Annotated in this window: 10 protein-coding genes; 4 read left to right on the top strand and 6 right to left on the bottom strand. The window is 73.0% G+C overall.

Annotation, left to right across the window (positions count from 1 at the left end; translation table 11 throughout):
* Nucleotides 1-22 precede the first annotated feature (22 nt).
* The 5 genes from AB5J49_RS14950 to AB5J49_RS14930 all read right to left on the bottom strand — a co-directional run bounded on the left by AB5J49_RS14950 (nucleotide 23) and on the right by AB5J49_RS14930 (nucleotide 7,210).
* Nucleotides 23-1,039: an AAA family ATPase gene (locus AB5J49_RS14950; protein WP_369169129.1), complete on the bottom strand. Its 1,017-nt coding sequence runs from the start codon at nucleotides 1,037-1,039 to the stop codon at nucleotides 23-25.
* A 51-nt stretch (nucleotides 1,040-1,090) separates the two neighbouring features.
* Entirely contained in the window at nucleotides 1,091-2,884 is a 1,794-nt protein-coding gene (locus AB5J49_RS14945) for a trypsin-like peptidase domain-containing protein (protein WP_369169128.1), read from the bottom strand.
* 109 nt (nucleotides 2,885-2,993) lie between these two features.
* Entirely contained in the window at nucleotides 2,994-4,334 is a 1,341-nt protein-coding gene (locus tag AB5J49_RS14940) for a carboxyl transferase domain-containing protein (RefSeq protein WP_369169127.1), read from the bottom strand.
* Nucleotides 4,327-5,778, bottom strand: coding sequence for an acyl-CoA synthetase (locus AB5J49_RS14935; protein ID WP_369169126.1), 1,452 nt, complete (start codon nucleotides 5,776-5,778; stop codon nucleotides 4,327-4,329). Before AB5J49_RS14935 ends, AB5J49_RS14940 begins: the two co-directional genes overlap by 8 nt.
* Nucleotides 5,779-5,848: 70 nt before the next feature.
* Nucleotides 5,849-7,210 carry an SLC13 family permease gene (locus tag AB5J49_RS14930; RefSeq protein WP_369169125.1) on the bottom strand — a complete coding sequence of 454 codons (1,362 nt, stop codon included), beginning with the start codon at nucleotides 7,208-7,210 and terminating at the stop codon, nucleotides 5,849-5,851.
* Nucleotides 7,211-7,406: 196 nt separating this feature from the next.
* Here AB5J49_RS14930 and AB5J49_RS14925 point away from each other — a divergent pair, with 196 nt between their 5' ends.
* The 3 genes from AB5J49_RS14925 (at nucleotide 7,407) to AB5J49_RS14915 (ending at nucleotide 11,927) form a co-directional block, all read left to right on the top strand.
* Nucleotides 7,407-8,120: a FadR/GntR family transcriptional regulator gene (locus tag AB5J49_RS14925; protein WP_369169124.1), complete on the top strand. Its 714-nt coding sequence runs from the start codon at nucleotides 7,407-7,409 to the stop codon at nucleotides 8,118-8,120.
* A gap of 202 nt (nucleotides 8,121-8,322) precedes the next feature.
* Nucleotides 8,323-10,713 carry a glycosyltransferase gene (locus tag AB5J49_RS14920; protein WP_369169123.1) on the top strand — a complete coding sequence of 797 codons (2,391 nt, stop codon included), beginning with the start codon at nucleotides 8,323-8,325 and terminating at the stop codon, nucleotides 10,711-10,713.
* Nucleotides 10,710-11,927 (top strand): acyltransferase family protein, encoded by a 1,218-nt coding sequence (locus tag AB5J49_RS14915; RefSeq protein WP_369169122.1) that lies wholly within the window; start codon nucleotides 10,710-10,712, stop codon nucleotides 11,925-11,927. The genes AB5J49_RS14920 and AB5J49_RS14915 overlap by 4 nt, the downstream gene beginning before the upstream one ends.
* Before the next feature lie 4 nt (nucleotides 11,928-11,931).
* Here the strand turns inward: AB5J49_RS14915 and AB5J49_RS14910 are convergent, their stop codons facing one another.
* A complete protein-coding gene (locus AB5J49_RS14910; RefSeq protein WP_369169121.1) occupies nucleotides 11,932-12,999 on the bottom strand; it encodes a MerR family transcriptional regulator in 1,068 nt (355 codons plus the stop codon).
* A 164-nt stretch (nucleotides 13,000-13,163) separates the two neighbouring features.
* Here AB5J49_RS14910 and AB5J49_RS14905 point away from each other — a divergent pair, with 164 nt between their 5' ends.
* Complete coding sequence (locus AB5J49_RS14905) at nucleotides 13,164-14,048, top strand: RimK family alpha-L-glutamate ligase (protein WP_369169120.1); 885 nt, start codon at nucleotides 13,164-13,166, stop codon at nucleotides 14,046-14,048.
* Nucleotides 14,049-14,051: the final 3 nt, after the last annotated feature.

The following is a 14,051-nucleotide window of genomic DNA, read 5'->3' as shown; positions in this document are numbered from 1 at the left end:
GGCAACGGCGGACCCCCGCCCGTCAGACCCCATCGCCGTCGGCCGCCGCGCTCAGATACGGCATTAGCTGCTCGGCCAGCTTCTCGCGGGAGTCGGCCTGCAGGCCCGCGATGCCGGTGAGGTAGATGGCGTTGAGGAGCTGGTCCGTGGCCAGTTCGCCGGTGCCGGCGCGGGTCAGGAACTCCGTGATCAGGGTTTCTGCCTCCGCGTCGGGCTCGCCGAGGTGGGCGCGGACGATGTCCGTGAGCTGGGCCCGTTCGGGGCGGCGCAGGCGCAGACGGACGCAGCGGCGGAGGAAGGCGGGCGGGAACTCGCGTTCGCCGTTGCTGGTCAGGACGACGAAGGGGAAGGCGCGGCAGCGGACCCGGCCCCGTAGGACCGGCACGGGGGTGTCCGTGCCGTCGGCCAGGACCTGGGCGCTGCCGTCAGTGGTGTGGCGGGCCGCGCGGACCAGTTCGGGCATCTCGTACTGGCCCTCCTCCAGGATGTTCAGCAGGTCGTTCGGGAGGTCGAGGTCGCTCTTGTCGATCTCGTCGACGAGGAGGGCGCGTGGACGGTCGTAGGGGAGCAGGGCCGTGCCCAGGGGCCCCAGACGCAGATGGTCCTCGATGCCGTCAGGGGCGGGGCCGGGACCGTCGTCCCGCCGCGCCGCGTACAGGCGGGACAGCGGGTCGTACTGGTAGAGGCCGTCGGCGAGGGTGCTGCGGCTGGTGATGTTCCAGCGCAGGACGGGGCCTAGGCGCAGTTCCCGGGCCACCGCGTAGGCCAGGGAGGACTTGCCCGTGCCGGGCGGGCCGGTGACCAGCAGCGGGCGGCGCAGGCACAGCGCGGCGTTGACCAGTTGGACGCTCTCCGGCGTCGGCACGTAGGTCCTCGCCCGGTGCATACGGTCCGGCGAGACCGCCGCCTCGTCGTCGGTGTCGCCGGGCGGCGGCAGTGCGGGGCCGCCGTCGAACGCCCGCCAGGGCGGTGGGGCGGGCAGTTCGGCGATGCCGTCGTGCGGCTGGTTGGTGCCGGTATAGACGGACCAGTGCGGCATGGGGCGCTCTCTCCGGTTGCTCTCCGTTGACGGGTCCGGTCCCTGGGTGGGTCAGGCGACGGGGGACCGGCTGTGTACGGCCGTGGCGTGCGGGTCGGTGAAGCGGCGCGGGTCGTCCCACAGGAGCTGGATGTCACGCGCCCAGTGGTCGTCCTCCGCGTCGGCGTGCTGGCGCAGGCTCAGCACGCGGCGCGGGAGTTCGGCGGGCGGCACACAGGAGACGAGTCTGTCGAGGGCGTCCAGGAACGCCGTACCGGGGCAGTCGTGGCTACCCGCGCAGTCGGCCTCCCCCGGGTCGCAGCCCCGTCGGGACCACACGATCACCGGCGTCGGCGCGGTGAGCGACGCCTCGAAGTGCGGGCGGGTTCGGGCCGAACGGGCCGTCGCGCCGAAACCCGCCAGGCAGACCTCGGACTGCAGCAAGGCCAGCCGGAGCTTCCTCGGGTCCTCGGCGCCGCCACACCCGACGCGGTGCACGCGGGCGCCGGTGCGGGAGTCCAGGCGCTGCCAGACGCTGGTGAGGATGTGCCGGGTGCTGGTTCTGCGCCGGGCGTGGTCGGTGACCACCACCGGGTGGACGCAGCCGAGCGGGGTGGCGTCGTCGGGACCCTTCTCCCAGCGGTCGACCGGCCAGTCCAGCCAGTCGCGGGGCAGCGCGAAGGCGATCAACTCATCGGCGCCGGGCGTCAGATGACAGAAGGCGTCCTCGATACGGTCCTGGACGTACGCGCACAGCCGGGCCTTCGGGACCGTCTCCGCGGGGACCGGATGCCGACGCCCCGCGCTGTACGCCGACACCTCGACCCGCACCAGGTCGTCACCGGCGCCGCTGTGGCCCAGCTCGACGAGGATGGCGCCGGTCTCGGCCGGGGGCGGGGCGGTGAGCAGCGCGTCGAGCCGGTCGGCGAACCGCGTCACGGTGCCCGGGTCGTCCACCTCGCACAGCACGAACCACGCCGCCGACCACAAGGACCCGAACCCTTCCGCAGGCGGCAACGGATCGAACGGCCCGGCCGCGCCGGCGTAGAGCCGGACCGGGTCACAGTCGAGGCCGGCCCGGGCGGCCTTCTCCACCAGGGCGCGCAGTCGGGGGCCGTCGGGGTGGCCGGAGGCCGGGGCGGGGGCGCACGGGGTCGGCCTGCCGTACGGATGCGCGAGGTCCCGCCCCGGTACCCCGCCGACGTGCGCCGGTCCCTGACCCGGTGTTCCCCGCGCGTGCCCGGAACCCGGCACCGGCACGAGGGCGCTGAGGTCGGGCCAGTAGCGGGCCAGCACGTGTGTGGGCATCATCCGGCCGGTGCGTACGCCGTGGGCGCCGGCCGCCGCCGTGACCATGCCGATGACCTGGCCGGTGTCGAGCAGGGTGACCGCGGCGCCGCTGAAACCGACGGCCAGTGGCTGGCCGTGCCCGCTCCAGGCCTCCAGCTGGACCCACTCACCGCTGATCAGCAACTGCGCCGCGACGGTACGGAACTCGGCGATCGTGCCGTCGTCGTCGTACCCGGCCGGGAACCCGTAGGCCACGAGCTTGCGGTCGCCGTGCGGTACGTCGGCCGGGGCGAGCGACGCGGGGGCGATGGCCGGCTCGCGGTCCAGCTCCAGCACAGCCAGATCGCCCAGTTCGTGGACCCGGCCGTCCCAGCCGCCGTGCGCCACGACCCGTGCGGCCACCGGAGCGTCCCCGGGGCGCTGCGGGAAGGTCACGGTCACCGGGCCCACGTCGCTGTTCTCGACGACATGCGCACAGGTCAGCACCTTGTCCGGGGCCACCAGGAAGCCCGCCCCGGACACCCTGCCCCCGCACTCGATGCGGGCGTGCCACTCGGCACCCTTCAGGCCTGTCATGACGCCCCCGTCACACCGTCGTCCGTCGAGCATGCCCATTGTTCCGGACGGCCGTTGGGATTGTCCCGGTTTCCGTCCTGCCGCGCCCAACGGCGGCCCGGGAGGTCCCCTACCCCTCGACGACTCCCCGGATCACCCCCAGCTCCACCAGATCCTGCGGCCGGATCCGGAGTTGATCCGCCGTCGCCTCCACCTCCTCCGGCCCCCGCTTCAGGATCGCCGCCGCCCACTCCGGTGCGATCACCGAGAAGTAACTGTCCGGCGTGGCCCAGGTGTTGCCCGGTGCCGCCAAGGCCAGCGCGCCGCCCGAACCGCCCTCACCGATCAGCACAGTCGTGATCGGGACGCGGGCCGCGGCCACCGCCCCGAACAGGTCGGCGATGGCGGCGCCCGCCCCCTGCCGCTCCGCCGCCGCGTCATTGGCGGCGCCCGGCGTGTCCACCAGTGTCAGCACCGGGACGTCGAGCCGGTCCGCGAAGCGGATCAGGCGGGCGGCGGTGCGGTAGCCGGCCGGGCGGGTCGCGGTGCCGGTCTGGGCGGCGTAGGCGACCGTACGGCCCTCGTGCGCGCCGAAGCCGCAGAGCATGCCCTCGGTGTCGACGCCCCCGCAGCGGTCGCCGCTGATCGGGGCGCGATGGGTGAAGTAGGCGTCCAAGTAGGCCTCGGCGCGGGGGCGTCGCGGTGCGCGGGCGCGGCGAACCGCGTCCCAGCCCGTGGCGGGCAGGTCGTGCGCGCCCAGGGCGTGGGGTACCGCGGCCTCCTGGGCGGGCGGTCCCGCCAGCAACCGCAGCCAGCGGCCCAGCACCTCCCGTAGTTCCTCCGGCCGCACCACCGCGTCCGCCGCCCCCGCCGCCACCTGCGCCTCGGCCGTGTACGCCGTCGGATCCGCGTCCGGTGGGCGGACCCGGGAGCCCGCGAAGCCGACCTGGGCGCCGGGCAGGGCGAGGATGACGTCGGCGCCCGCGCCGAGGGTGGCCCAGCCGCCGCCCGTCGTCGGGTCGCGGAGGACCGCGATCTGGGGCAGGCCCGCCTCCCGGGTGAGCGCCGACTGCCGTGCCACGCGCTGGAGCTGGGTCAGCGCCACCATGCCCTCCTGCATCCTGCTGCCGCCCGTGGCGACCAGCGGGACGACGGGGAGGCGGTGGGCGCGGGCGTACGCGTACGCCGCCTCCAGCCGGTCCCCGGTGCGTTCGCCGAGGGAGCCGCCCAGGAAGCCGAACTCGAAGGCCAGCAGCACGGCCCGCGTGCCCGCCACGCTCGCGGTGCCGCAGACGACCGACTCCTCCTCGCCGGTGCGCTCGGCGGCACGCGCGCGTGAGGCGCCGTAGCCCTGCCAGGAGAGGGGGCCGTCGGGCCCGGACTGCCTTTCGGGGTTTGGGAGTTCGGTGAACGTGGAGTCGTCGGCGAGTCGCGCGATGACCTCGCGTGCCGACAGGCGCCGCTCAGTCATGGGTCAGGGCCCGCTTCATGATCTTCCCCATGTCGTTGCGGGGGAGGGCGTCGAGGTAGTGGACCTTGCGCGGGCGCTTGTGCGGGGCCAGGCGGGCGGCGACGTGGTCCGCCAACTCCTCTGCCGCGGGCGGTGATTGGGGATCCGCCGGGACGATCCACGCCACGATCCGCTCGCCCAGGTCGGCGTCCGGTTCGCCGGTGACGGCCGCCTCCCGCACACCCGCGTGTTCGAGGAGCGCGTTCTCGATCTCGCCCGCCCCGATCTTGTAACCCCCGCTCTTGATCAGGTCGGTGGCCTTGCGGCCGACGATCCGGACGTAGCCGTCGGGGTCGCGTACCGCCATGTCGCCGGTGCGGAACCAGCCGTCCTGCGTGAAAGCGGCGGTCGTCGCGTCGGGGCGGTTCAGGTACTCGGTGAACAGGTTCGGGCCGCGCACCTGGATCTCGCCCACGGTCTCGCCGTCGTACGACGTGATCGGCGTCCCGTCCTCCTCCACGAGCCGCAGCTCCACGCCCGGCAGCGGCAGGCCCACCGTCCCGGCCCTCGGCTCGCCGTCCGCGCGGACGCTGGTGTTCATGAGCGTCTCCGTCATGCCGTACCGCTCGACGACCCGCTGCCCGGTCGCGGCCGTGATCCGCTCGTGGTCGTGCACGGGGAGCGCGGCCGAGCCCGAGACGAGGAGGCGGGCCTTGCCCAGCGCCTGCGCCAGGCCCGGTTCCTCGGGGAGCGCCTGGGCGATGCGGTGGTACATCGTCGGCACGCCGAACACCATGGTCGCGCCCTCGTTCAGCTCGCGCGCCACACCCTCCGTGCTGAACCTGCCCAGGTGCCGTACGGATCCGCCGCGGCGCAGCGGGCCGAGGATGCCGAGGACCAGGCCGTGGACGTGGAACAGGGGCAGACCGTGGACGAGTACGTCCTCGCCGGTCCACTGCCAGGCGTCGGCGAGCGCGTCCAGGGTGTGCGCGACGGCCCGGCGCGGGATCACGGCGCCCTTGGGCGGGCCGGTGGTGCCGGAGGTGTAGACGATCAGGGCGGGGTCCTCGCCGGACGCCGAAGGGGAAGGGAGGGGGCGGGGACCGGTGGCGTGCACGTCGACGTCGACGCGCTCCAAGTCGCCCAGAGCGGAAGGGAGTTCATCTCCGGCTGCGGCCAGCACCACCTGTGGCGCGCAGTCCGACAGGATGTGCCCGAGCTCCTTCTCCCCGGACCTCGGGTTGAGCGGTACGGCGGCGACACCGGCCTGAAGCGCCGCCAGTACCGCCACGGCGGTCTCCAGCGCCGGGGTCGCCCAGACGGCCACTCTGCCCGCCCCGCCGATGCGTGCCGCGAGGGCACCGGCGGCGGCGCCCGCCTCGCCGTACGTCAGGGAACGGTCGCCGAAACGCAGGGCGGCTCGTTCCGCCGGAGCGCCCGTCAGGGCCGGGAAGAGAGAGGACACGCGTCGTACTCCTTAAGTGTTCGAGACACCGGAACTGTTCGAGGGACACCGGCTGCTGTCGTCCGTCGTCCTACCCCCAGCCAGGCACGACCATCACCAGCCACACCACCGCGGGCACCACCGCCACCACGATCCCTCCGTACATCATCAGCTGACGGAAGAAACGCTCACGGTCGACGTCCGGTGCCGCGGCCAGCACCAGCGCGCCGTTCGTCGAGAAGGGGCTCACGTCCACGACGGTCGCCGACACTGCGAGCGCCGCCACCATCCCGACCGCCCCGATCTCGCCCTGCGCCAGGAACGGCACGGCCAGCGGGATGAGCGCGCCCATGATGCCGACGGACGAGGCGAACGCGGAGACGATCGCGCCGATGTAGCAGAGCAGTACGGCGGCCAGCAGCGGTACGCCGATGCCGCTGACGCCCTCGCCGGCCCAGGTGATGGTGCCCATCTCGTCCAGTACACCGACGTACGTCAGCACACCGCAGATCAGCAGCACGGTGGGCCAGGCGATCTCGCCGACCGCCTTGCGGCTGTCGTCCGGCCAGACGGTGCTGAGGATGACGGCGAGCGTGATCGCGGTCAGGCCGGCGTCCAGGTCGAAGGCGAGGACGGCGACGACGAGGGCGACCAGGGAGAGGAGGGTGGCGGTGCGGGCGGGGGTGAGGCGGGGTGTGGCGACCGGGGTGGGGGCGGGGCGGGTGACGGTGGCGGTGCCGGTGCCTCCGTCGGCCGGCAAGGGCTCGCCGTCGGAGCCGCCGGAGCCGTCGGAGTCCCCGGAGTCCTCTCGGCCCTCCGGCCGGTCGTCCGGGTCCACCGCCCCCTGCGCCCACAGCTTCAGCCCGCCGAAGAGGACGAACACGACGCCCGCGATGACCGTGTTGACGACGAGGGAGGCCAGGAACAGCGTGACCTCGTTGCCGGGCAGCTTCTCGCGCTCGACGATGCCGTTGACGATCGAGCCGTAGATGCTGATCGGCGAGAAGCCGCCGGCCTGGGCGCCGTGCACGACCATCGCGCCCATCAGCAACGGGCTGATCCCGTAGCGCGCGGCGAAGCTCAGCGCGATCGGCGCGACGATCGCCACGGCGGCGGGGCTCACGGCGCCGATCGCGGTGAGCGCGCCGGTGAGGGCGAACATCACCCAGGGGATGAGCGCCACCCGGCCCCGTACGAGCCGGATGGAGGCGTGCACCAGCCAGTCGGTGGTGCCGTTGGCCCGGGTGATGGCGAAGAGGTACGTGACGCCGACGAGGACGACGAAGAGGTCGCCGGGGAAGCCGGCGAAGATGCCGTCCGCGTCGAGGTCGGCGACCAGGGTGCCGACCGCGAAGGCGGCGGCGAAGGCGAGCGCGCCCATGTTGATCGAGCGGGTGGTGGCGATGACGAACACCACGGCGAGGACGAGGATCGAGATGAGTTCGGGGGACATACGGGCTCCCGTCTTTGGGTCCCGGAGCGGTTGTGAGCACGGGCGGCAGTGGCCAAGTGGCTGAGCCAATTCGGTCTGCTGGCTGGTTAGCGTGGGCGCGCGGGGACGGCACGTCAAGGGGGCGCACAGAAATTGGCTCAGCCACCCGACCACTCACCGGCCCCGGTGTTACGCTCCGGGCGAGAGGGGGGACCCCGTGACCGATGCCCTGCGCCCCATGACCAAGCAGCGCCTCTACGAGCAGGTGCTCGACCGGCTCCGCGCCTACGTCACCGAGGGCGGACTCGGCGCCGGGGACCGGCTGCCGACCGAGCGCGACCTCGCCCAGCGGCTGGGGGTCAGCCGGGCCTCCGTGAAGCAGGCGATCGTGGTCCTGGAGGTGCAGGGCCTGGTGGAGGTGCGGCACGGGGGCGGCACGTACCTCGTGCGGGACAGCCTCGACGTGGAGCCGGTGGAGCGGATGGTCGAGCGTCGTCGGCGCCTCCCCGACGTCCTGGAGGCCCGCGAGGCGCTGGAGACCAAACTCGCCGAACTGGCCGCCGAGCGGCGCACGGAGGAGGATCTCGCGGCGATGCGGTCGGCCCTCGCGCACATGGCGAAGGAGATCGAGGGCGACGGCCACGGAGTGGAGGGCGACCGCCTCTTCCACGCCGCGGTCACCGCCGCCGCACACAGCAGCATCCTCGCCGAGTTCATGCGCTCCATCGCCGGCCAGATCGCCGAGAGCCGCACCGAGTCCCTCCGCCAGCCCCACCGCCCGGCCCGCTCCCTCGCCCAGCACCAGGCCATCCTGGACGCGATCGCGGAAGGCCGCCCCGCACGGGCGGCCGCCGCCATGCGCCGGCATGTCCGTACGGTCGCGAAGGTGCGGTTGCTGGACTGGGAGCCGGACGGGGAAAACCAGCCCTAGGTTCCACGCTGCGCGGTGCCCTCACACTCGGGCACGCGATTCCCTCATCTCCTTGGCATGGTCACGCAAAGGCAATGAACGTTTTACATCGGCACAGGTGTGGTGTCACAGCGCCCGGTGAGGCTACTTGCGCGTACCGACAACGCGTACGTACCGACAAAAGGTCCTCCCCCCACATCCGAACAGGATTGGACCCACATACATGCACACCGAACTGAGGCGCTCACCCGCGCCCCGGAACGCTCTCGCCTGCCCTCCCACAAAGGAGTTCGACGAACCGGACGAGCAATCAGCACCCCCGCACCGCCACATCCTCGCGGTCGGCACCCCCGGCCCCCGGCGTGAAAAGCTCACCCGCACCCTCGAATCCACCGGCTACGCGGTCACCCACGCCGTCCCGGGTGACGTCGGCCGCAGCGTCCAGCAGGCGCCGCCCGACGCGATCGTCGCCCTCGAGGGGCACGGCGGCGTCGAACAGGCGGTGGCCGTCGTACAGGAGATACGCACCGCGCCCCAAGGCCAGGTCCTGCCCCTCGTCATGGTCACCACCGACCGTGAACCCGCCGGTGTGGCAAGGCTGTTGCGCAGCGGCGCCGACGACTGCCTGCCGGAGGCCGCCGACCCCGTCGAGCTGTCGGCCCGGATCGCGGCCAAGCTGCACCGCGTCCCGGTCCCCGTCGACCGGCTGGCCCTCGACCCGCGCACCGGTCTGTACTCCGCCCCCCACTTCCACGCCGAACTCGACCGCGAACTGCGCCGCCCCCAAAGCCGTCCCGGACGTCGCGACGGCGTCCTCGCGGTGGTCGGCGTGGCCGAGGCGGACGCGCTGGAGGAACGGTTCGGGGCACGGGTGCGCCGCGAGGTCGCCGAACGCCTCGCCGGGGTCGCCGAGCGGCTCGGCAACGGCAGCGACCGGCTCGGCTGGGACGAGGAAGGGCGGCTCCTCGTCCTCATGCCCGGCGTGGACGAGGAGACGGCCCGGCGCGCACTGACCGAGTTCGCCTCCGCCGTGGCCGGCACCCGGTTCGTGGTCGCCGACGAGAACGTACGGCTGACCCCTGCCGTCGGCTGGCTGCCCCTCGCGGACGCCGACGCCAGGCCCACCGAACGGCTCGCCGAACGGGCCGTCGGGCAGGCCGCCGACGCCGTCGCCGAGGCGCTGCGCCACCGCGATCTGCGGCCCGTCCGCTACGAGCCGTGGATGCGGGCCGCCACCCCACGCCGCCGCGCCAAGAAGGTCGTACGACCGCTGCTGCTGGCCCTTTCCCCGCTGCTCGCGCTGCTGGTCGGCGTGGGCGTGCCGTTCGCGCTGTACGAGCAGGCCTACGCGGTGCTGGGCTGGGACGTGGCTTCGGTGGTCTACTGGGCCGTGGTCGCCGGACTGGTCCTGTCCGCCGCGCTGATCCTCCTCGAATGCCTCTTCGCGCTCGACGCGCCCACCCGGCCCGCGGCGCCCGCGCAGCCGTACCCGCCCGCGAGCGCGGTGATCGCCGCGTACCTGCCGAACGAGGCCGCGACGATCGTCGACACCGTCGAGTCGTTCCTGCGCCTCGACTACCCGAACGACCTGGAGATCGTCCTCGCCTACAACACGCCCCACGCGTTGCCGGTCGAGGACACCCTGCGCGAAATCGCCCGCCGCGACCGGCGGTTGGTGCTGCTTCCGGTGGCCGGCAGCACATCCAAGGCGCAGAACGTGAACGCCGCCGTCAGCCGCGTGCGCGGCGAATTCGTCGGCATCTTCGACGCCGACCACCATCCCGCGCCAGACGCCTTCCGTCACGCCTGGGACTGGCTGTCCCACGGCTACGACGTGGTCCAGGGCCACTGTGTGATCCGCAACGGCGACAGCTCCTGGGTGGCCCGGCAGGTGGCCGCCGAGTTCGAGGCGATCTACGCCGTCAGCCACCCCGGCCGGACCCGCCTGTACGGCTTCGGCATCTTCGGCGGTTCCAACGGCTTCTGGCGCACCGACCTGCTGGCCCGTATCCGGATGCACGGCTCGATGCTGACGGAGGACATCGACTCGACGCTACGCGCGTTGAGCGAGGGTGCGCGGATCGCCAGCGACCGGACGCTGATCTCGCGGGAGCTGGCGCCCACCCGTCTCAAGCCCCTGTGGAACCAGCGCTCCCGCTGGGCACAGGGCTGGCTGCAGGTGTCGCTGCGGCACCTGGGGCAGGCACTGCGGTCGCCGTCCTTCACGCGCCGTCAGAAGACGGGGCTCGTGGTGCTGTTGGGCTGGCGCGAGGTGCAGCCGTGGCTGTCGCTGCAGATCCTGCCGATCCTGCTCCACTCGGCGGTCCGCGCGGGCGGCGCGGACCGTGTCGACTGGGCCACCCCGGCATGCCTGCTCGCCTTCGCCTTCACCCTCTCGGCCGGATTCGTCCAGACGGCGTTCGCGGGCCGGCTCGCCCTGCCCGAACTGCGCGCCAGGCGCGGCTGGTTCTGGCGCCACGCACTGATCTCGACGGTCTTCTACACCCACTTCAAGAACATCGTCGCCCGGCAGTCGCACCTCAAGGAACTCCTGGGGGACCGGCGCTGGCGGGTCACACCCCGCGCGGCGGCAAAGGCGGTGGGGCAGGAGTGAGCACCACACGCAGCCTCGAACTCCAGGGCTTCCGGGGCCTGGCCGCCCTCAGCACGGTCGTCTTCCACGTCTGGCAGCAGTACTACGTCTACGACGCACAGGGCGCCCACCCGCCGGTCGACAACCCCTACCTCGGGGCGCTGATCTCCCTGGAGGTCATCGACCTGTTCTTCGTCATGTCGGCGTACCTGCTCACGCTCTCCTACGCCCGCGCCGCGATCGACGGCGACGACCGCACCCGCCCGGGACGGGACTTCCTCTTCCGCCGCGCCACGAGGATCCTGCCCCTCTACGTCCTCGCGGTCCTCCTCGTGTGGTCCCTGCGCAACCCGTCCCTCCCCGGTGACTGGCGCGACCTGCTGGAACACCTCACGTTCACGCACGTCTTCGACCAGCAGCGCATCTTCTACACCCTGGGCCCGACCTGGTCGCTGTCCCTGGAGATCGCGTTCTACCTCACCCTGGTCGCCGTGGGCCCCCTGGCGATCCGCGCCTGCCGCCGCCTGCGCACCCGCCGGGCCCGCGTCACCCTGTGCGCGGCGGGCTGCGCGGCGCTCTACCTGGCACCGGTGGCCTGGATCGCCGTCGCCCACCACGCCCTCGGTATCCCGCACACCAACTGGCCCGTGTACTTCGGCCCGCAGGCCCGCCTGGGCGGCTTCGCGGCGGGGATGTTGCTGGCGGTGCTGCTGGTGGCGCTGAGGGAGCGGGGGCGGGTCAGCGCGGGCTGGGCGACGGCGATGGCGGTGACTTCGGCAGCCGGCCTGTACGCCCTGTCGTACCACTCCGACCCGGAGAACACCTGGCACACCTACTACCACCCCCTCGCCGCGCTCCTCTGGTTCGCCCTGCTCTACGGCACACTCCACATCCGCACACCGGCGCGCCCCCGCTGGCACGCCCTGTTGCGCTCACGATGGCTCACCGGCGTCGGCCTCGTCAGCTACAGCCTCTATATCTGGCACGAGCCGCTGATGCTGGCCCTGTACGACGCCGGCGCCCTGCCCCGCTCCCAGGCGGGGTTCCCGCTCGCGGTGCTGCTCGTGCTCGCGGCCGGGGCACTCGTGGCGACCGTGAGCTACTGGGCGGTGGAGTATCCCGGGAGCCTGCTGGCCGGGTTGCGGGACAGGAAGGGACGCCCTCGGGAGTTCTATCCGGTGCCGGTCCCGAAGCAGCAGCAGCCGCAGCAGGAACCGGAGCCTGCGGTGCGTTGATCAGTCAGGCGGCGCGTTCCACCACGTCCGCCACCACACAGCTGACGTTGTCCGGTCCGCCGGCGTCGTTCGCCGCGTCGATCAGGGCGTGGACGGCGGCGTCGGGGGCCGGGGCGGAGGCGAGGAGGTGGCGGATGCGGGCGTCGGGGACGACGCGGGAGAGGCCGTCGGAGCAGAGGAGATAGCGGTCGCCGGGCTCGGTGTCCTGGAGGCGGAGGTCGGGGGTCGCGGGAGCGGTGGCGGAAAGGGCCTTGAGGAGCAGCATGCGCTCGGGGTGGGACGCCGCCTCCTCCGCGGTCAGGCGGCCCTCGTCGATCATCGACTGGACCACCGTGTGATCGTGGGTGATGCGGAACAGGGCGCCGTCGCGCAGCAGATACGCACGGGAGTCCCCGATGTGGACCAGGGCGAGGCGCGAGCCCGTCCACAGGAGAGCGGTGAGGGTCGTACCCGACTCCTCCGTGCCGTTCGTCGCGTCCCGGACCGCCTCCGTCGCGCCCCGCACCGCCTCCTCCAACAGGTTGAGCACGTTGCCGGCCGGGAGTTCCGCCGCGTCCAGGAAGCGCAGCGCCTCCACCGCGGCGCTGCTCGCGGGCGCGCCCGCCGGACCGCAGCCGTCGGCCACCGCGAGCAGGCGGGTGCCGGCGTAGGCGGTGTCCTGGTTGGCGGGGCGGACCCGGCCGCGGTCCGACCGGGCGCAGTAGTGAAGCTCCAACATGGTGGTGTCCTTCCTCGGTGCTGCGACGAGCTGGTCGACGAGGAACGCGGCGAGATCGCGCCGTGCGGCCGTCTCCACCTCCACCTGCGCCCAGTAGGCGCGGATCTCGCGGGCGGCGTCGGCCGGTCGCAGGGCGCACACCTGACGGATCCGGGCCAGCGGCATCCCCAGCCGCCGCAGCCACGCCACCAGCCGGGCCCGCTCCAGCTGCTCGACGGCGTAGTAGCGGTACCCCGTGTCCGGGTCGACCCGGCTGGGCTTCAGCAGCTCCAGCTCGTCGTACAAGCGCAGTGCCTTCGGCGACAGCCGGCAGGCCTTGGCGAAGGCGCCGATCGTCAGCATGTCCTTGCGCATCCCGCTCCCGTCCCGATTCCGTGCCGCTCCCGGCCCGATCCCTTCCGGTTCCTCGCTCCGATGCTGTGGCTTCACCGAAGGTGAAGGTCAAGCGGCCTGTCCCGGTTCCACAAGCGCTTGTTAACCTGCGATCCGCTCGCCCGTTCCGCCCCAAGGAGCCCACCGTGCCCCGAATAGCACTCGTCACCTGCAGCCCCGGCCCCGAGGTCGCCGTCGACCGCGACCTCCCCGTGCTGGTGCGCGCGCTGCGGGACGCCGGGGCCGAGGCGGACTCCGTGGCCTGGGACGACGAGCAGGCCGACTGGGGCGGGTACGACCTCGCCGTGCTCCGCTCCACCTGGGACTACAGCTGGCGGGCGGCGGAGTTCCTGGCGTGGGCGGAGCGGTGCGCCAAGGCCACGCGGCTCGCGAACCCGGCCGACGTGGTGCGGTGGAACGCCGACAAGCGCTACCTCGGCGATCTCGCCGCCGCGGGAGTACCCGTCGTGCCCACCCGCTACTTCGCGCCCGGTGACACCCCGGACGGTCCCGACCTCCCGGACGACCACGAGTACGTCGTCAAGCCCACCTCCGGCGCGGGCGCGCGGTTCGCCGCCCGGTACACACCCGACGAGCACGACACGGCCGTACGGCAGCTCGCGCGGATGCACGCGGAGGGGTTCATCGCGATGCTGCAGCCGTATGTGAAGAGCATCGACGTCAGCGGGGAACGGGCGCTGCAGTTCTACGGCGGCCGCCTGCTGCACGCCAGCCGCAAGGGGGCCGTCCTCACCCCCGGGACGCCCTACGACGAGCGCAAGGTCGCCCACCCCGGCCTCGAACCCTGGACCCCCACCCCGGCCGAACTCGCCGTCGCCGAGCACGCCCTGGCCGCCGTACCGCAGGCTCCCGAGCTGCTGTACGCGCGCGTGGACCTCGTCGACGGGGAGGACGGGCAGCCGCGGGTCATGGAACTGGAGCTCGTCGAACCGAACCTGTTCCTGTCGCTGCACCCCGGGTCGGTGCCGCGGGTGGTGGAGGCGATCCTGGCGGCGGCGGAGCGGCGGTAGTCT

The sequence above is a fragment of the Streptomyces sp. R28 genome, assembly GCF_041052385.1.
Classification (GTDB): domain Bacteria; phylum Actinomycetota; class Actinomycetes; order Streptomycetales; family Streptomycetaceae; genus Streptomyces.
The sequence above is the reverse complement of the archived record's forward strand: the minus strand, read 5'-3'. Positions and strand labels throughout refer to the sequence as shown.